The organism is Ruegeria sp. AK11, assembly GCF_056541095.1.
On sequence record NZ_JBQFXU010000001.1, the window covers coordinates 1433562 to 1450921 of the forward strand.

16 protein-coding genes are annotated in these 17360 nt (G+C 61.1%); 15 read left to right on the forward strand and 1 reads right to left on the reverse strand.

Annotation, left to right across the window (positions count from 1 at the left end):
• The first annotated feature begins 2 nt into the window (after positions 1–2).
• Genes cobN through cobJ form a run of 5 tightly spaced genes read left to right on the forward strand, consistent with a single transcriptional unit; the run spans position 3 to position 6529 of the window.
• Entirely contained in the window at positions 3–3296 is a 3294-nt protein-coding gene (gene cobN / locus ACR0D9_RS07225) for a cobaltochelatase subunit CobN (RefSeq protein ID WP_480538174.1), read from the forward strand.
• Positions 3293–4414, forward strand: a complete 1122-nt coding sequence (locus tag ACR0D9_RS07230; RefSeq protein WP_480538176.1) for a cobalamin biosynthesis protein CobG — start codon at positions 3293–3295, stop codon at positions 4412–4414. The genes cobN and ACR0D9_RS07230 overlap by 4 nt, the downstream gene beginning before the upstream one ends.
• Positions 4414–5043: a precorrin-8X methylmutase gene (locus ACR0D9_RS07235; RefSeq protein WP_480504570.1), complete on the forward strand. Its 630-nt coding sequence runs from the start codon at positions 4414–4416 to the stop codon at positions 5041–5043. Before ACR0D9_RS07230 ends, ACR0D9_RS07235 begins: the two co-directional genes overlap by 1 nt.
• The gene (locus ACR0D9_RS07240; RefSeq protein WP_480485193.1) at positions 5040–5768 is read left to right on the forward strand and encodes a precorrin-2 C(20)-methyltransferase; all 729 of its coding nucleotides are present in this window, start codon (positions 5040–5042) and stop codon (positions 5766–5768) included. The genes ACR0D9_RS07235 and ACR0D9_RS07240 overlap by 4 nt, the downstream gene beginning before the upstream one ends.
• Entirely contained in the window at positions 5765–6529 is a 765-nt protein-coding gene (gene cobJ, locus ACR0D9_RS07245; RefSeq protein ID WP_480538178.1) for a precorrin-3B C(17)-methyltransferase, read from the forward strand. The genes ACR0D9_RS07240 and cobJ overlap by 4 nt, the downstream gene beginning before the upstream one ends.
• Here cobJ and ACR0D9_RS07250 read toward each other — a convergent pair.
• Positions 6520–7251, reverse strand: coding sequence for a cobalt-precorrin-6A reductase (locus tag ACR0D9_RS07250; protein ID WP_480485192.1), 732 nt, complete (start codon positions 7249–7251; stop codon positions 6520–6522). The genes cobJ and ACR0D9_RS07250 overlap by 10 nt on opposite strands.
• Here ACR0D9_RS07250 and cbiE point away from each other — a divergent pair.
• The 10 genes from cbiE (at position 7250) to ACR0D9_RS07300 (ending at position 17341) form a co-directional block, all read left to right on the forward strand.
• Complete coding sequence (gene cbiE, locus ACR0D9_RS07255) at positions 7250–8449, forward strand: precorrin-6y C5,15-methyltransferase (decarboxylating) subunit CbiE (protein WP_480485191.1); 1200 nt, start codon at positions 7250–7252, stop codon at positions 8447–8449. The two genes, ACR0D9_RS07250 and cbiE, sit on opposite strands and share 2 nt — an antisense overlap.
• Complete coding sequence (locus tag ACR0D9_RS07260; RefSeq protein ID WP_480538180.1) at positions 8446–8814, forward strand: cobalamin biosynthesis protein; 369 nt, start codon at positions 8446–8448, stop codon at positions 8812–8814. Before cbiE ends, ACR0D9_RS07260 begins: the two co-directional genes overlap by 4 nt.
• Positions 8811–9605 carry a precorrin-4 C(11)-methyltransferase gene (cobM, locus tag ACR0D9_RS07265; RefSeq protein WP_480538182.1) on the forward strand — a complete coding sequence of 265 codons (795 nt, stop codon included), beginning with the start codon at positions 8811–8813 and terminating at the stop codon, positions 9603–9605. The genes ACR0D9_RS07260 and cobM overlap by 4 nt, the downstream gene beginning before the upstream one ends.
• A complete protein-coding gene (locus ACR0D9_RS07270) occupies positions 9598–10914 on the forward strand; it encodes a cobyrinic acid a,c-diamide synthase CobB (protein ID WP_480538184.1) in 1317 nt (438 codons plus the stop codon). Before cobM ends, ACR0D9_RS07270 begins: the two co-directional genes overlap by 8 nt.
• Positions 10911–11639 carry a uroporphyrinogen-III C-methyltransferase gene (gene cobA, locus ACR0D9_RS07275; RefSeq protein ID WP_480485189.1) on the forward strand — a complete coding sequence of 243 codons (729 nt, stop codon included), beginning with the start codon at positions 10911–10913 and terminating at the stop codon, positions 11637–11639. The genes ACR0D9_RS07270 and cobA overlap by 4 nt, the downstream gene beginning before the upstream one ends.
• Positions 11632–12375, forward strand: coding sequence for a precorrin-6A synthase (deacetylating) (gene cobF / locus ACR0D9_RS07280; protein WP_480484234.1), 744 nt, complete (start codon positions 11632–11634; stop codon positions 12373–12375). The genes cobA and cobF overlap by 8 nt, the downstream gene beginning before the upstream one ends.
• Before the next feature lie 87 nt (positions 12376–12462).
• A complete protein-coding gene (locus tag ACR0D9_RS07285) occupies positions 12463–12921 on the forward strand; it encodes a DUF302 domain-containing protein (protein ID WP_480484235.1) in 459 nt (152 codons plus the stop codon).
• A 79-nt stretch (positions 12922–13000) separates the two neighbouring features.
• A complete protein-coding gene (locus ACR0D9_RS07290) occupies positions 13001–14620 on the forward strand; it encodes a thiamine pyrophosphate-binding protein (RefSeq protein ID WP_480484236.1) in 1620 nt (539 codons plus the stop codon).
• Positions 14607–15791 (forward strand): CaiB/BaiF CoA transferase family protein, encoded by a 1185-nt coding sequence (locus tag ACR0D9_RS07295; protein WP_480538186.1) that lies wholly within the window; start codon positions 14607–14609, stop codon positions 15789–15791. Before ACR0D9_RS07290 ends, ACR0D9_RS07295 begins: the two co-directional genes overlap by 14 nt.
• Before the next feature lie 179 nt (positions 15792–15970).
• Entirely contained in the window at positions 15971–17341 is a 1371-nt protein-coding gene (locus ACR0D9_RS07300) for a tetratricopeptide repeat protein (protein ID WP_480484238.1), read from the forward strand.
• Positions 17342–17360 lie beyond the last annotated feature (19 nt).

Sequence of the window (17360 nt, forward strand, 5' to 3'; positions counted from 1 at the left end):
TCATGCACGTCGTCTTTCGCGAAAGCCACGGGCTCGAGGAAACCGAGACCCCAACCGATCTGGGCCAAAGCCCGGGTGATCTGGTTGTGCTGTCCTTTTCCGACAGTGACCTGGGCGCTTTCGCGGCGGGCTGGCATCGCGGCGGCGGGCCTGAGGGGCGGATGCCCACGATGCGGCTGGCCAATCTTGCGGCGCTGAAGCACCCTCTGTCCGTCGATACCTATGTCGAACAGACACTTGAGGGCGCAAAGGGCATCCTGATCCGTCTGATAGGTGGCGTGCCCTATTGGTCTTACGGGCTGCAACAGGTTCTGGCACTGGCGCAGGCCAAAGGCATCGCGCTGGCCGTTTTACCGGCGGATGGGCGCGAAGACACTCGGTTGGATGAGTATTCGACCCTGCCCCTCTCGACCCTGAGGCGGCTGGCACATTTGTGTGACACCGGCGGCGAAGTCGCCGCGCAGGCCGCATTGGCCCAGATGGCCTTGGCAGCAGGGCTTTATGCCGGGCCAGTGATGGGCGCGAAAACCCTGCCCGAATACGGTGCGTGGTGTCCAGATCAGGGCGTCATCCCGGTGGATTCCGCGTTCGAGAGCGATGCGAAACGCATCCTTGTCACCTTTTATCGCGCGTATCTGACATCCGCAGACACCGCCCCGGTCGCGGCCCTGATCCGCAACCTGCGCGCCCGCGGGCTTCAGGCGGTGGGTCTGTTTGCCCCGTCGCTCAAGACCCCAGCCACTGCCGACTGGCTCAGGGAACAGGTCGTTGCCTTGAGACCGTCGGCGATCATCAACGCCACTTCATTCTCGGGCAAGGGCGCGTCCGGCACGTCGCCTCTGGACGCAGCGGATGTGCCTGTGTTTCAGGTCGCCCTCGCCACCTCGCGACGCAAGGCCTGGGCCGAGGCCGAACGCGGCCTGTCACCCGCCGACCTCGCCATGCATGTGGTATTGCCCGAAGTGGACGGGCGAATATCGGCAGGCGTTGCCTCTTTCAAAGAGCCGGGCAAGCGCGATCCGCATTTGGAATACTCCCGTTTTGCGCATCGGGCCGAGCCAGACCGGATCGAGGCGATCATCGACCGGGTATCGGGCTGGCTTGCCCTGAATGACAAACCCAAGGCAGATCAGGTTCCTGCGTTGGTACTGTCCACATATCCGGGCAAAGACTGGCAAATGGCCCATGCGGTTGGTCTCGACGCGCTGGCCTCGGCTGAGGCGATGCTGTCTGATCTTTGCGGTGAAGGCTACGACATCGCGGCTGGCGATCCGGTTGCCGACGCACTCTTGGACGCCCGGATATCGTGGCCGCTTGAGGATTATCTGAGTGCGCTCGCTGAATTGCCCCAGACCCTGCGCACCGATCTGCACGCCGTATGGGGCAATCCTGAGCAAGACCCAACTTTCGCTCAGGGCGCGTTTCACTTCACGGCTTTGCGACGCGGCAAGGCGCTGGTCGCACTGCAACCAGAGCGCGGAACACCCGAACTGCGTGATGACGACTATCACGACCTTTCGCGTACCCCGCGCCATAGCTATGTGGCCTTCTATTTGTGGCTGCGCAAAGGTCTTGGCGCGGATGCGCTGATCCATATCGGTGCGCATGGCACACTGGAATGGCTGCCCGGCAAATCGGTCGCCCTATCAGCAGACTGCTGGCCCGAGGCGCTGATCCGTGACCTGCCGGTGATCTACCCGTTCATCGTCAACGACCCGGGTGAGGCCGCGCAGGCCAAACGCCGGATCAGCGCCGTGACCCTGGGCCACATCCCACCCCCCATGAAAGAAAGCGGAACGCCTGACCGGATGGTGCGGCTGGAAGCCCTGCTGGACGAGTTCTCAAACGCGGACGGCCTTGACCCCAGACGCCGTGACCGGTTGCAGGAAGATATCCGGGATGAGGCGCAAGCCATTGGGCTGGAGCACGATCTGGGCCTGAACCAGGCCACCAGCACCGCCGAAGCAATCACGCGCATCGACCGCTTTGTCTGCGATATCAAAGAAAGCCAGTTTGGCGACGGGCTGCACGTCTATGGGCGTGTTCCGGATGTGACCGGCAGTTTCGACCCAGCCCCATCCGCCCATGCCGAACGCAAGGCCCTGATCAATGCGTTGGCTGGCAAGCGGATCGAGGCTGGCCCGTCCGGCTCGCCCTATCGGGGCCGCTCTGACGTGCTGCCGACCGGGCGAAACCTGTTCACCACCGACCCGCGGTCCGTGCCCACCCGCGCAGCCTACACGCAAGGCGTGAAACTGGCCGAGGAACTGGTACGGCGGCACTTGCAGGAGGAAGGCGATTACCCGAAAGGGCTGATTGTCGATCTGTGGGGATCGGCCACCATGCGCACTGCGGGCGAAGAATTCGCCATGGCCCTGCACCTGCTGGGTGTAAAGCCGGTTTGGGATAAGGGATCCGAGCGGGTTTCGGGTATTGAAGTGCTGCCCATCACCGACCTGAGCCGCCCGCGCCTGGACGTCACCTTGCGGGTTTCGGGCTTGTTTCGCGATGTGTTCCCCACGTTGTCAGCCCTCTATGGTCAGGCGGTTCGGGCATTGTCAGAGCGTGACGAAGCGACCGACTGGAACCCCTATGCCGGTCACGCCCCGGCTGCGCGGGTGTTTGGCCCGGCACCCGGCAGTTACGGCCTGAACATGACCCATCTGTCCGAGACCTATACGGACGAGGCGCGCGCCCAAGCCGGGGAGGCATGGCTTGAGGCCAGTTCGTACGCGCTGGAAGGTGAACACATCGCGCAGGACAAAGCGGGGATCACGGATCGTGTCGCCAAGGCCGACAGTTTTGTTCACCTCCAGGATCTGACAGAAACTGACCTGCTGCTGGCCAACGATTATGCCACGCATGAGGCCGGTTTTGCCGCCGCCAAAAACATCACTGGTGGCACCGCTCAGCTTTACCATCTGGACAACACCAACCCCGATAATCCGCGCGCCCGGACTCTGCCGGAAGAAATCAGCCGCGTCGTTCATGCCCGCGCTGCCAACCCCGGCTGGATTGCCGGGATGCAGCGCCATGGGTTTCGCGGCGCCGCCGAGATCGCGGCGACGCTGGATCACATGGCCTCATTCGCACATCTGTCGGGCACTGTCGCTCCGCATCTGTTTGATCTCTACCACGAAGCCACATTGGGCAATGAGGCCGTTGATGCCTTTCTGCAAGAGGTCAACCCGAAGGCCCATCAGGCCATGCAAGACAGGTTCCGTGCATTGCTGGAAGCGGGGCTTTGGAACACACGCCGGAATTCGATCCGGGCCGATTTGGAGGGTTTGGGATGAGTGCACCTATCGTTCAAGGCTGGTGTCCCGGCGCGCATCGTCCGATGATGTCAGGCGACGGGCTGGTCGTGCGGGTCCGTCCGCGTCTGGCGCGACTGAACGCCAGGCAGGCTATTGGTTTGTGCGAACTGGCTGAACGGTTCGGCAATGGCACCATCGACCTGACCAATCGTGCCAACCTGCAACTGCGCGGCGTGGATGAGCGCGACCACCAGCCGTTGCTTGTGGAACTTGCAGCGCTGAACTTGTTTGATGCGGAACCCGGCATCGAAGTACGCCGCAATATTCTGGTTACACCGCTCTATCAGGCGGGCGATTTGACCGCGCGGCTGACACAGGAGTTGATTGATCGACTGGCCGAATTGCCTGCTCTGCCCGCTAAGTTTGGTTTTGCCATAGATACAGGCCCGAAGCGCCTGTTAGCCTCAGATTCCGCAGATATTCGTCTGGAACTGGGTGCCGACGGTCTGATCCTGCGCGCCGACGGCTGCAAAACCGGGCGATGTGTGACCGAGGATGACGCCATTGACCACGTGATCGCACTGGCCCAATGGTTTGCCCAGACTTATACGGCCGAGACACGTCGCATGGCGCGGGTCACTCACGCGTTGCCACAGGAATGGCAGGGATTTGCCCCCGGTCCTGTCGGTGAAAAACTGCAACCCGGCCCCTGTGAACTGGGCGCTCTCTATGGCGCGGCGTTCGGCTCGCTGCCTGCGCGCAAGCTTTGTGAACTGATTGAAGCCAGCGGCGCTTCAGCCCTGCGTGTCACCCCGTGGCGACTGATCCTGCTGGAAAGCGGGGCGGCGATACCCGCCCCGAATTTTGTCACGGACGGAGCCGATCCGATGATGACAACCGACGCCTGCCCCGGCGCGCCGTTCTGCCCGCAAGCGCAAGTGGAAACCCGCGACATCGCCCGTGCATTGGCCCAGCGTATTCCCGGTCGCCTGCATGTCTCGGGCTGCGCCAAAGGATGCGCCCATATGGGCCCGGCCGACATCACAGTGGTCGGAAACAACGGGCGATTTGATCTTGTCAAAAAGGGCCGCGCAGGGGATGAGCCCTGCCAACGCGGGCTCGCCCCCGAAACACTCATGACCATGGACTTCACCTGATGCCCTACACTTACGAAACTGATGGCGCGGCGATCTACAAGGAAAGCTTTGCCACCATCCGGTCCGAGGCTGATCTGACCCGCTTTGATGCCGATGAAGAGCAGGTCGCCGTTCGGATGATCCACGCCGCCGGCATGGTCGGGCTGGAGGAGTTTGTACATTTCTCACCCGGATTTGTGCAGACCGCACGCACGGCGCTGGAAAACGGCGCGGCGATCCTGTGTGACGCGCGCATGGTCAGCGAGGGTGTGACCCGCTTCCGTCTGCCTGCAGACAATCAGGTGATCTGCACCCTACATGACGAACGTGTGCGCCCTCTGGCCGCCGAGATGAGCAACACCCGTTCGGCCGCTGCGCTGGAACTCTGGCGACCGCATCTGGAAGGTGCTCTGGTCGCCATCGGAAACGCGCCCACCGCGCTGTTTCACTTGCTGAACATGCTGGAAGACCCCGATTGCCCGCGCCCTGCTGCGATCATCGGCTGCCCGGTCGGATTTGTCGGAGCGATGGAGTCCAAAGACGCGTTGTGGCAGGCGCAACCCGTTCCGTCCTGCATTGTCAAAGGCCGTCTGGGTGGCAGCGCCATCACCGTTGCAGCAATCAACGCCATCGCAAGCCGGGCGGAATGAAAATGGGTACCATATACGGTGTGGGCCTTGGCCCCGGTGACCCAGATCTGATGAGTGTCCGGGCCGATCGCCTTCTGCGCAACGCCAAGCACGTGGCATTCTTTCGCAAACCGGGTCGAAGCGGTCAGGCCCGCAAAATCGTCAACGGGATGATCCCCGAAGGCGCGATTGAATTCCCGATGGAATACCCAGTGACCACCGAGATTCCGGTCACCGATCCGCGTTATAATGAATTGCTGGCCGCGTTTTATGAAGAGTGCACAGCACACCTGAAGACGCTGTCGGCACAGGGTGAGGATGTGGTGGTCCTTTGCGAGGGTGATCCGTTTTTCTACGGCTCGTTCATGCATCTTTACAATCGGTTGCGTGACGAAGCTCCGGTTGAGGTTGTGCCAGCCATCACGGGTATGTCCGGTGCGTGGACGGCCACGGGCGATCCGATCACCTGGGGGGACGATGTGCTGACCGTGCTGGTCGGCACCCTGCCCGAGAAAGTTCTGGCTGAACGCATGGCGCAGACAGATGCTTTGGTCGTGATGAAAATCGGGCGGAACATCGACAAGGTGAAACGCGCGCTGAAAACCTCTGGTCTGTATGACCGCGCATGGATTGTCGAATACGCGCAAATGCCGAATCAGACGGTGACAAAATTGTCTGAGGCCTGCGAGAAGATTACCCCGTATTTCTCGATCATCGTTGTTCATGGTCAGGGGCGCCGACCATGAGCGGATGGGTCAAGATCGCAGGCCTTGGTCCGGGGGACGAGGCGCTGGTCACCCCCGAGGTTACAGCGGCTTTGGCCGACGCCACCGATGTGGTGGGCTACATCCCTTATGTAGCCCGCGTGGCCGACCGACTCGGCCTGACCCTGCACGCCAGTGATAACCGGGTTGAAATCGACCGCTCGCAACACGCGCTGCAAATGGCCGTCGAAGGCAGGCGGGTGGTTGTTGTGTCCTCGGGCGATCCCGGTGTGTTTGCAATGGCTGCCGCTGTGTTCGAAGCGTTGGAGAATGGCCCAACAGAATGGCGTGACATTCAGATAGATGTGCTGCCGGGGATCACCGCGATGCTGGCCGCATCTGCCCGCGCGGGCGCTCCGATGGGGCATGATTTCTGCGCCATCAACCTTAGCGACAACCTAAAGCCTTGGACGCTGATCGAAAAACGCTTGCGCTTGGCTGCGCAAGCCGATTTTTCGATGGCCTTCTATAATCCCCGCTCGAAGTCTCGCCCGGAAGGCTTTGTAAAGACACTGGAAATCCTACGCGAAGAATGCGAGCCCGAGCGGGTGATCCTGTTTGCGCGCGCCGTGTCACGAGCGGATGAGGTGATCCGGGTTTCTACTCTGGCCGAGGCCACGCCCGAGATGGCGGATATGCAAACCGTGGTTATTGTCGGTTCGTCGCGCACCCGGGTCATCGAACGCAAAGGCACGCCGATCGTCTATACGCCACGCTTCACCCCGGTCGAGGATCAGGGATGAGACACCCAGTCCAGCACCTGTGCGACAGTCGAAAGCTCGGTCCGCTTTGGCAGAACAGGGCGCTCGATCATAAGCACTGGCAGGCCCAGCGCCCGCGCTGCGTCCAGCTTGGCACGCGCGCCCAAGCCGCCCGCGTTCTTGGACACCACAAGTTGCGTCCTGTGTTGCTGCATCAATGCGCGGTCATCGGCTTCTGCAAAAGGACCCCGGGACACGACAACCTGCGCCAAAGGAAAAGGCACGCTGTCAGGCTCGTCCACCAGACGCAGCAGGTAGTGATGCTGGGGCTGGGCTGCAAAGTCTTCAAGATGCATACGCCCGACAGCCAGGAACACACGCTGCGGATCACCTGCAAGCGCATCGACGGCGGCAGTGATATCGGGAACGCGGTGCCAGACATCGCCGGGTTGCGGCTTCCACGCCGCGCGGGTCAAGGCGGCCAGTGGAACCTGCGTTGTGTGACACGCCTCAATCGCGTTCCGGCTCATCTGCGCCGCAAATGGATGGGTCGCATCCACGACATGGGTGATCGCGTTTTCACGGATGTATTGGGCCAGACCTTCCGGGCCGCCAAACCCGCCAACTCGCACCGGCAACGGCTGCGGACGCGGGGTTTCCACCCGTCCCGCATAAGAATACACAGCCGCAATCCCTTGTTCCGCAACAGCTTTGGCCAAAGCGTTGGCCTCGGTCGTGCCGCCAAGAATCAGGAGGTTGGGCATGTCTGAAACTCCGTGGCTGACCGTTCTGGGATTGGGCGAAGATGGGTTTGATGGCCTGTCGCCTGCAAGCCGTCAAGTGCTGGACCGGGCCGAAGTGATCATGGGGCCGCCTCGTCACCTGTCGCTGCTGCCGGAAAACGAGGCTGAGCGTGTCGAATGGCCGGTGCCGTTCTCGGACGGATTGCCGATCCTGAAAGGCCTGCGCGGACGGCAGACGGTGGTTCTGGCGTCAGGTGATCCGTTCTGGTTTGGCGCGGGGTCCGTCATCGCGCGTAACTTCGATGCCAACGAGTGGACCGCCCTGCCCGGCCAGTCCACATTTTCGCTGGCCGCTGCGCGGCTGGGCTGGCCTTTGGAAAGCACGCTGACCTTTGGCCTGCACGCTGCGCCTTTGACCCGATTGCGACCGCATCTGGCCCCGGGACTTCATGCCATTGCGCTATTGCGTGACGGCAAGGCAGTTGCTGAACTGGCGACATATCTTAGCGAAACCGGATTTGCCGACAGCGCGTTGCATGTGATGCAGGCCCTCGGCGGCCCGCGTGAAAGCGTCCAGACAGTGAGCCTGACCGAAGCTTTGCTGGGAACCTTTGATCATCCCGTCTGCGTCGGGTTGGAAGTGACCGGCACTGGGCGGGGACTGTCCAAGGCCTCGGGCAAGCCAGATGATCTTTTTGAAACCGACGGCCAGATCACCAAACGCCCGATCCGGGCGCTGACCCTGTCCGCATTGGCGCCACAGAGAGGTGAGCATCTGTGGGACATTGGCGGTGGCACCGGCTCGATCAGCATCGAATGGCTGATGTGCGACCCGACCATGACCGCCACCAGTATCGAACCCCGTGCCGACAGGGCCGAACGCATTCGTCGCAATGCCGACGCGCTGGGGCAGGATCGGTTACAAGTTGTCCACGGTACCGCACCCGAAGCGCTGGCCGGATTGCCCCTGCCGGACGTGGTTTTCATCGGCGGTGGGCTCAGCACTAGCCTGCTGGCGTGGCTTCGCGATGCCTTGCCCGCTGGCACCCGGTTGGTCGCCAATGCGGTAACGCTGGAAAGCGAAGCCCTGTTGGCGCGATGGCACGAAGACCTAGGCGGAGACCTTTTGCGGATCGAACTGGCACATTCTGCACCGCTCGGACCGCGGCGCGGCTGGAAGGCTGCCTATCCGGTCGTACAGTGGAGCGTGACGCTATGATCGTGGCAGGTTTGGGCTTTTCATCAGACGCGACGACAGACAGTTTGCGCGCCGCCTATGACGCGGCAGCGGCCAGCCATGATGTCCAAGCTCTGGCGACGGTTGCCGACAAAAGCGGCCACTCTGCGCTGGTGGCCTTTGCGGAAAGCCTTGCTCTTCCGCTGCATTTCGTGGCGGCTGCCGATTTGGCCGGACAACGCACCCTGACATGCTCAAACCGCAGCCGTGCCGCTTATGGCACCGGCAGCGTAGCCGAAGCATCGGCCCTTGCCGCCGCCGGGTCCGGCGCGCGGCTGCTTTCACCCAGACATATTTCGGACGACCGGCTGGCCACCTGCGCCATCGCCATCGGAGGACAAACATGACCGTTCATTTCATCGGCGCCGGACCGGGCGCTGCAGACCTGTTGACATTGCGTGGGCGCGACATCATCGCCTCGTGCCCCGTGTGCCTTTATGCCGGATCGCTGGTACCCGAGGAAATTTTGAGCCATTGCCCCAAAGACGCAAAAATCGTCAACACTGCGCCCATGGATCTGGACCAGATCATGGCCGAGATCGAAGTCGCACATAAAGCGGGTCAGGATGTGGCGCGGCTGCATTCGGGCGATTTGTCAGTCTGGTCAGCGATGGGTGAACAGATCCGCCGCCTGAAAGAAATGGGCATTCCGGTCAGTGTGACCCCTGGCGTGCCATCCTTTGCCGCCGCCGCAGCGGCCCTGGGCACCGAACTGACCTTGCCGGGATTGGCGCAATCGGTGGTTCTGACCCGAACGCCGGGGCGCGCGTCATCCATGCCCGAAGGTGAAACGCTGGTGAATTTTGCCCGTACCGGCGCGACATTGGCCATTCATCTGTCAATCGGCAATCTGGACAAGGTTATTGCAGACCTGACCCCGGCTTATGGTGCAAATTGCCCGGTGGCCGTTGTCTATCGCGCAAGCTGGCCGGATGAACAGATCATCCGCGCAACGCTGGAAACCCTGAAAGGGTTGCTGGACGAAAGCATCTCGCGCACGGCTTTGATCATGGTCGGCCCCGCGCTGGCCGGTGAGGGTTTTGACGAAAGCTGTCTTTATTCCAGAGATTACGACCGCCGCTATCGCCCGCAAAGTGCCGATAGCCCTTGGTCAAGCTGGAGCCACGGTGATGACTAACCCTCCGGGTATTCTGATTTCAGCTCCCTCTTCGGGTACTGGCAAGACGACGGTCATGCTGGGCCTCTTGCGCGCGTTGGCCGAGGATGGCCTGATCGTTCAACCGTTCAAGAGCGGACCGGACTATATCGACCCCGCCTTTCACCGGGCGGCGGCCGGGCGGGCTTCGTTCAATCTGGACAGCTGGGCCATGGCAGATCCCCTGCTTAGCGCAATTTCTGCTCAGGCCGAAGGCGCTGACATTGTGGTGGCCGAGGGCTCGATGGGTTTGTTCGACGGTGTCGCAAAGTCTGGCGAAGTTGGGCACGGTTCGAGCGCCGAGACCGCCCTGCGCATGGGCTGGCCCGTTGTGCTTGTCTTGGATGTGGGCGGGCAAGCACAATCAGCGGCGGCAACGGCGCTGGGGTTCAGGATGTACAATCCTGACCTGCCCTTTGCCGGAGTGATCCTGAACCGATGCGCCAGCCCCCGCCATGAACGCCTGACCCGTCTGGGGATGGAGCGCGCGGGCCTGCCTGTTCTGGGCGTCCTGCCCCGGCGTGGTGATTTGACCCTGCCCGAGCGGCATCTGGGACTTATTCAGGCGGTCGAACATCCCGATCTGGAAAGCGCCATTGTAGGTTATGCCGCGTTCTTGCGAGAACATGTGGACCTTGACGCAATCAAGCGGGCGGCTTCCTCAGGCCCCGGCGGGCCATCGTCAGCCGCGCTGCCGCGCCCCCCCGCCCAGCGGATCGCGCTGGCCCGCGATGCCGCCTTTTCCTTTACCTACCCCCACCTTTTGCAGGGGTGGCACGATGCGGGTGCCGAGATCTTGCCTTTTTCCCCCTTGGCGAACGAACCTCCGGCGGCGGATGCCGATCTGGTCTGGCTGCCCGGCGGGTACCCCGAATTGCACGCCGGAACATTGGCAGCGGCCACCACCTTCCTGAGTGGTTTGCGAAAACATGCGGAAACAAAGCCGGTGCACGGAGAATGCGGCGGCTACATGGCACTTGGTCAGGCGCTGATCGACAAGGACGGCGTGCAACATGAAATGGCCGGCTTGCTGGGGCTCGTCACATCCTACCAGAAGCGCAAGTTCAATCTTGGCTACAGAAAAGCCGAGTTGTTGGCCCCCATGCCCGGCTTTGCCAAAGGCGCAGCCTTGCGCGGGCACGAGTTCCACTATTCCTCGATCGTGGATCAACCGGACGCCCCATTGGCACGCGTGTTTGACGCCGAAGGGGAAGAAGGTCCGCAAACCGGATCACTGCGTGGCAATGTCACTGGCACGTTCTTTCACCTGATTGCGGAGGCGTCGGCATGAGCGGCTTTGTTTCTTTCATCGGCTCTGGCCCCGGTGATCCGGAACTGCTGACACTCAAGGCGGTGGACCGGATGCAAAAGGCCGATGCGATCCTGTTCGACGATCTCAGCAGCGGCCCGATCCTGAGCCATGCGCGCGACGATGCGGATCTGGTTGGCGTCGGAAAGCGGGCCGGTCGTCCGTCCCCCAAGCAGGGCCATGTCAGCCGGTTGTTGGTGGATTACGCGCAGTCCGGTCAGCATGTGGTGCGCCTGAAATCAGGCGACGGCGGTATGTTCGGACGGCTTGAGGAAGAGCTTGTCGCCCTGCGCACAGCCGGAATCGCCTATGAGATTATTCCCGGCGTCCCCTCAGCAGTGGCAGCGGCAGCGGCCGCAGGCATTCCATTGACGCGCAGGCTCACGGCCCGGCGGGTCCAGTTCGTGACCGGCCATGACGTCAGTGGTGAGTTGCCCGACGACCTGAACCTCAAGGCGCTGGCTGATCCGCAGGCCACGACCGTCGTTTTCATGGGCAAGCGCACCTTTCCCCTGCTGGTCGAAGCCCTGCACACGCAAGGATTGCCGTTGGATACTCCGGCACTTATGGCCGAATCCGTCTCGACCCCCGACCAAAAGCTGCAGCGCGCCACGATTGGCGCGCTGGCAGAGCAGCTGAAAACCGAGATTGGCAAAGCACCGGCGCTGATCCTTTATGGTCCGCTGGCGGAGTTCGACGATGATTGATCTGAGCTTGATCGGCATCGGCACCGGCAATCCGGATCATGTAACGTTTCAAGGCGCGCAGGCGATCCGGGCGGCGGATTTGATCCTGATTCCACGCAAGGGGGAAAACAAGGCTGATCTGGCCGGGCTGCGTGAAGCGATCATCGAGCGTGTCGCCGAAACGCCGCCGCAGATTGCCTATTTCGATATTCCCCAGCGCCAGGCCGACGATGGCTACCTGCGCGGTGTCGATGAATGGCACGACACCATCGCCCTGCGCTGGCAAGCGGCCATTGCCGCGCATCCAGAGGCGCAGCATGTCGCGCTGCTGATTTGGGGGGATCCGTCCCTCTATGACAGCTCACTGCGCATCGCTGCCCGGTTGAACCCGCAACCCAATACCAAGGTTATCCCCGGCATCACCGCCTTGCAGGCGCTGACCGCCGCCCATGCGATCCCGATCAATGATCTGGGCGCGCCCTACGTTGTCACAACCGGTCGTCGTATCCGGGATGAAGGCTGGCCTGATGCGGCCTCGAACGTCGCTGTGATGCTGGACGGCGAATGCTCGTTCCAAACCCTTGATTTGGCAGATTATGACATCTGGTGGGGCGCCTATGTGGGTATGAAAGAAGAGGTTCTGATCAGTGGCCCGCTGGATGAGGTTGCGCAGAATATCCTTGAGACCCGGGCGAAAGCCCGCGCCGAACATGGCTGGATCATGGATATCTACCTGTTGAAGATGCGGCGGAAGTAACGCACGGGCACATGAACACGGGTTTGTGATGTCGCGGGTCGGTCAGGTCTGGCACACAGGGTGCACCTCAATACAGGAGACGTGACAATGAAAGCCCTCATTCCCTTGCTTTGCCTGATCGCTTTACCCGTTTGGGCGCAGGACGTTCCGGCCGGATGGGCTGTGTTTCCTGCGGACAAGACCTACTCGGAACTGGTCGATGCAACCAAGGTTGCGATCAAGGACAACGGATTGATAGTGGTGACGCAGGCTGGACCCACCAAGGCAGCTGCGGCGCGCGGGATCACCATTCCGGGCAATCTGGTGATTGGCGCGTTCAACAACGATTACGCCGTAAGGGTGCTGGAAACCTCTACCAATGCGATGATCGAAGCACCGATCCGTTTCTATGTCACCGAGAACGAGGACGGAACCGCAACCCTGTCTTACAAGACCCCCAGTTTCGTGTTTGACCCTTACATGGCGGAAGGCGGGCAAGCCTTGCAGGACATTGCCGCGGAACTGGATAAAACCTTTCAATCCGTCGCTGAAGACGCAGTCAAATAGTCACACTGACGTGATCCGCCTTGCGTCTGGTGGCGTCCTCCGCAATCTGCTTCGAAACGGTTATCTCGGAGCATGACTGATGCAGGACCCCACGCCGCGCGCCGCCGATCTTCTGGCCCAACGCCTGTACGAAGCGGGGTGCCGCCACGCCTTTGGAATGCCGGGGGGTGAGGTCCTGACACTGGTGGATGCGCTTGAAAAGGCGGGCATCACCTTTCATCTGACAAAACATGAAAACTCGGCCGGATTCATGGCCGAGGCCGTGCATCACCGCGACGGCGCGCCTGCGATTCTGGTCGCCACTTTGGGTCCGGGCGCGATGAACGGCATCAATGTGGTGGCCAATGCGTTGCAGGACCGTGTTCCGATGATCGTTCTGACCGGTTGCGTCGATGCGGACGAGGCGCTGACCTATACTCATCAGGTCATGGATCACAGCCAGGTTTACCGTTCCATCACCAAGGGCACGTTCACACTGACGGCCAAGGGCGCGGATATCATCGCAGACAAGGCGGTGTCACTGGCCACACAGCCGCGACCGGGCCCGGTCCATATCGATGTTCCGATCTCGGTCGCCGATACGCCAGTGACTGGTGTGAAACGCCGCCGTCTGGCCAAGGTCGCGCCTGTCAGTCCCAATGGTGAATGCCTTGAAAAAGCCCGGCGCTGGGTGGCTGAGGCCGAGCGCCCCATCGCCATTATCGGTCTCGATGTCCTCTATGACGACTCGCGCAGTGTGGTGCAGGCGTTTTTGGAACATTTCGGAATTCCATTTGTGACCACCTACAAGGCCAAGGGTGTTGTTCCCGAAGATCACCCTTTGTGTCTGGGCGGCGCTGGCCTGTCGCCATTGGCAGACAAGCACCTTGTCCCATTGGTCGAACACGCCGATCTGGTGCTGTGTCTGGGGTATGACCCGATCGAAATGCGCCCCGGCTGGCGCGAAATCTGGGACCCCGAAGAAAAGCGCGTCATCGATATATCCGCGGTGATCAATGACCACTACATGCATCAGGCGGGTCTTAATCTGGTGGCCGACACGGGCGAGACGCTGGAGGCCATCGCCAAGGGAAACCCTGCCCGCGCAACGTGGCCGGGTGGTGAGCCCGCGCAGGTCAAATCTGCTCTGGCACAGGCCTTTCCCACTGATGAGGACTGGGGGCCCGCAGCGGTCATCGCCGAAACGCGCGCTACCCTGCGCCCCGAAACGCTGGCAACCGCCGACAGCGGCGCGCATCGCATTCTGCTGAGCCAGATGTGGGACTGCAGCGAGGAACGTGGGCTGATCCAATCCTCGGCGCTCTGCACCATGGGCTGTGCTGTCCCAATGGCCATTGGTCTGAAACTGGCCGAGCCTGACCGCCCGGTGATCAGCTTTTCGGGTGATGCCGGGTTTCTGATGGTCGCCGGGGAATTGTCGACGGCGGCTGAAATGGGCGGCAATCCGATCTTTCTTGTCTTCGTTGATGCCAGCCTTGCCCTTATCGAGTTGAAACAGCGGCAGCGGCAAATGGGCAAGAATGGCGTGGATTTCGGTCACCATGACTTCGCGGCCATGGGCCGTGCATTTGGTGGGAACGGCCACACTGTCCGCAACCGGGCAGAGTTGCGTGCAGCACTTGAAGCTGCTGTAAAGGCCGAGACATTTACCGTCATCGCCGCTGAAATCGACCGTGGAGGATACGATGGCCGCATCTGAGGGCCCGCTGAAGGGCGTCAAGGTTCTGGACCTCAGCCGTATTCTGGCCGGGCCGACCTGCACGCAGTTGCTGGGTGATCTGGGCGCAAGCGTCATCAAGATCGAAAACCCTGCCACCGGGGGCGACGACACACGGCAATGGGGTCCGCCCTATGTCACCGATGCCGACGGCAACCGCTCGGACCTGAGCGCCTATTTCATGTCAGCGAACCGAAACAAGAAATCCGTGGCGCTGGATATCGCGACTGAGAAAGGTCGGGCGGAAATCCGACGGCTGGCCTCACACGCGGATATTCTGATCGAGAATTTCAAACCCGGCGGTCTGGCGAAATACGGGCTGGACTATGCCGCCCTGTCGCAGGAATTCCCCAGCCTCGTTTACTGCTCGATTTCGGGTTACGGCCAAACAGGGCCGAACGCCAGCAAACCCGGCTATGACCTGATGGCGCAAGGTTATGGTGGGATCATGTCCCTGACCGGCGACCCGGAAGGCGCGCCGATGAAAGTGGGGGTCGGCATCGCTGATGTGATGTGCGGAATGTATGCAAGCGTTGGCATTTTGGCCGCGCTGCGCCACCGCGACCTGACCGGTGAAGGCCAGCAGGTCGATCTGGCACTTGTTGATTCTCAGATCGCATGGCTGATCAACGAGGGCGTCAATTACCTGACTTCAGGCGACGTTCCGCAACGCCGTGGAAACGGGCATCCCAACATCGTGCCTTATGACGTTTACGAGACATCCGATGGGCATGTCATTCTGGCGGTTGGAAATGATGGCCAGTTCAGAAAGCTCTGCGGTTTCCTGGGACAACCTGAACTTGCCGACGACCCCAGATTCGCGACCAACCCGGCGCGACTGGAACACCGTGATGCGCTGAACGCCATTCTTCGGCCCGCTGTTCAAGGTCTGGATACGCGATCCGTGATTTCCGGCCTTGAAGACGTGAAAGTGCCCGTAGGTCCGGTACAGACGCTGGATCAGGTTTTTGATACGGAACAGGTGGCAGCACGAAAAATGCAGATTTCGATGCAGGCCCAGCCCGGTGTGGTGAACCTGATCGGGAATCCCCTGAACCTGTCACGTACGCCTGTAACATATCGCAGCGCGCCACCCACCTGCGGGGCGGACACTGACTGGGTATTAAACGCTGAAAACCCGTTCGACGATTGAAACACTTGCACAACTAGGCGGCAAGTTGCTGAAACATGCCTTTGAATCGGCGGATTTTTTCGACTTTTTCACACACGACATTTCACCAATTCGAGAGCGGGGTCGATACTGATACGCCGCTCTCGCACACTCTGTTACATCAAACAGTGTCAAATACCGCAATCAGATTGGACCCAAGTATGAAACAAGACGTTTTTGGACAGATGAACACCTTGGCGCAGCCGGAAGCTGTCGAAGCCTGGAATGGTGTTCTGCTTGGGTTCATGGCACATGCCGCGGTTACGCCCCAACATCTGGGCAAAGTGTTGGAGCTTGAGCCCGATTTTGCTTTGGGCCATGCCGTTAAAGGCCTGTTCATGGCCCTTCTCGGTCGACGAGAGATGATGGCGGTTGCGGTCGAGGCTTTGGCAGCAGCCAATGCTGCGATGAAACGGCAGCCCGTCTCGACGCGCGAGCGGCTGTTTGTCGATGCATTGGGGCTGTATCTGGCGGGCCAACTGACACAGGCGGTGCAAAAGTTCGAAGCGGTCCTGCGCGACCATCCGCAGGATACGTTGGCGATGAAACTCAGCCATGCGACCCGTTTCGTTCTGGGGGATCCGAATGGAATGCGCCGCTCGATCGAACGGGTGATGCCTGCTTACGAACCCGATCACCCCGGTCGGGGCTATCTGCTGGGCTGCCATTCCTTCGCGCTGGAAGAAACCGGAGCCTATGAAAAGGCCGAAATCGCGGGACGTCAGGCGCTTTGGATGGTGTCCGACGATGCCTGGGGTCTGCACGCGGTGGCCCATGTCCATGAAATGACCGGCAACGCGCAGTTGGGCCTTGACTGGCTGGCCGGGCGCGAGGCTGCCTGGGCCCATTGCAACAACTTCCGCTATCACGTCTGGTGGCACAAGGCCCTGATGCATCTGGATCTGGGTCAGGTCGATCAGGTGATGGACCTGTATGACAACCACGTCCGCAAGGACAAAACCGACGATTACCGCGACATCTCGAACGGCACTTCGCTGCTGATGCGGCTTGAATTAGAAGGCGTAAATGTTGGAAATCGCTGGGAAGAACTGGCTGACCTGAGTGCCGCGCGCACCGAAGACGGCTGCCTGATCTTCGCCGATCTGCATTACCTTTTGGCACTGACAGGCGACAATCGCGTCGACGCCACAGCCAAAATGCTGAACCGCATGAGCAAGGATGCAGCGCGTGCCAATGACGACACCACCCGCCGTATGGCTGATCCCGGTGTCGCGGCCGCCATGGGCCTTGAAGCCTTTGGTGACGGCCATTATGGCACGGCATTTGATCACCTGTTGGCAGCGCGCGGTTCAATGCAACTGGCTGGTGGCAGTCACGCGCAACGTGATGTATTTGAACGCATTACCATCGATTCCGGGCTTCGGGCCGGTCGTCTTGATGCGGTTGAACGCATTCTGGATGACCGTCGCGCCAAGCGCGCCGGGGGTGAAGACAATTATGCCATCGCGCGCCGCGCCCTGATTGATGCGGCACGCGACGGCGGAGACATGCAAAGCGTCCCCGCCGAATAACAAGACGACCAAGAAGGAC

Excerpts from the sequence above, each read along its gene's own strand:
- cobN (WP_480538174.1), top strand. The coding sequence starts at position 3 with ATGCACGTCGTCTTTCGCGAAAGCCACGGGCTCGAGGAAACCGAGACC.
- ACR0D9_RS07230 (WP_480538176.1), top strand. The coding sequence starts at position 3,293 with ATGAGTGCACCTATCGTTCAAGGCTGGTGTCCCGGCGCGCATCGTCCG.
- ACR0D9_RS07235 (WP_480504570.1), top strand. The coding sequence starts at position 4,414 with ATGCCCTACACTTACGAAACTGATGGCGCGGCGATCTACAAGGAAAGC.
- ACR0D9_RS07240 (WP_480485193.1), top strand. The coding sequence starts at position 5,040 with ATGAAAATGGGTACCATATACGGTGTGGGCCTTGGCCCCGGTGACCCA.
- cobJ (WP_480538178.1), top strand. The coding sequence starts at position 5,765 with ATGAGCGGATGGGTCAAGATCGCAGGCCTTGGTCCGGGGGACGAGGCG.
- cbiE (WP_480485191.1), top strand. The coding sequence starts at position 7,250 with ATGTCTGAAACTCCGTGGCTGACCGTTCTGGGATTGGGCGAAGATGGG.
- ACR0D9_RS07250 (WP_480485192.1), bottom strand. The coding sequence starts at position 7,251 with ATGCCCAACCTCCTGATTCTTGGCGGCACGACCGAGGCCAACGCTTTG.
- ACR0D9_RS07260 (WP_480538180.1), top strand. The coding sequence starts at position 8,446 with ATGATCGTGGCAGGTTTGGGCTTTTCATCAGACGCGACGACAGACAGT.
- cobM (WP_480538182.1), top strand. The coding sequence starts at position 8,811 with ATGACCGTTCATTTCATCGGCGCCGGACCGGGCGCTGCAGACCTGTTG.
- ACR0D9_RS07270 (WP_480538184.1), top strand. The coding sequence starts at position 9,598 with ATGACTAACCCTCCGGGTATTCTGATTTCAGCTCCCTCTTCGGGTACT.
- cobA (WP_480485189.1), top strand. The coding sequence starts at position 10,911 with ATGAGCGGCTTTGTTTCTTTCATCGGCTCTGGCCCCGGTGATCCGGAA.
- cobF (WP_480484234.1), top strand. The coding sequence starts at position 11,632 with ATGATTGATCTGAGCTTGATCGGCATCGGCACCGGCAATCCGGATCAT.
- ACR0D9_RS07285 (WP_480484235.1), top strand. The coding sequence starts at position 12,463 with ATGAAAGCCCTCATTCCCTTGCTTTGCCTGATCGCTTTACCCGTTTGG.
- ACR0D9_RS07290 (WP_480484236.1), top strand. The coding sequence starts at position 13,001 with ATGCAGGACCCCACGCCGCGCGCCGCCGATCTTCTGGCCCAACGCCTG.
- ACR0D9_RS07295 (WP_480538186.1), top strand. The coding sequence starts at position 14,607 with ATGGCCGCATCTGAGGGCCCGCTGAAGGGCGTCAAGGTTCTGGACCTC.
- ACR0D9_RS07300 (WP_480484238.1), top strand. The coding sequence starts at position 15,971 with ATGAAACAAGACGTTTTTGGACAGATGAACACCTTGGCGCAGCCGGAA.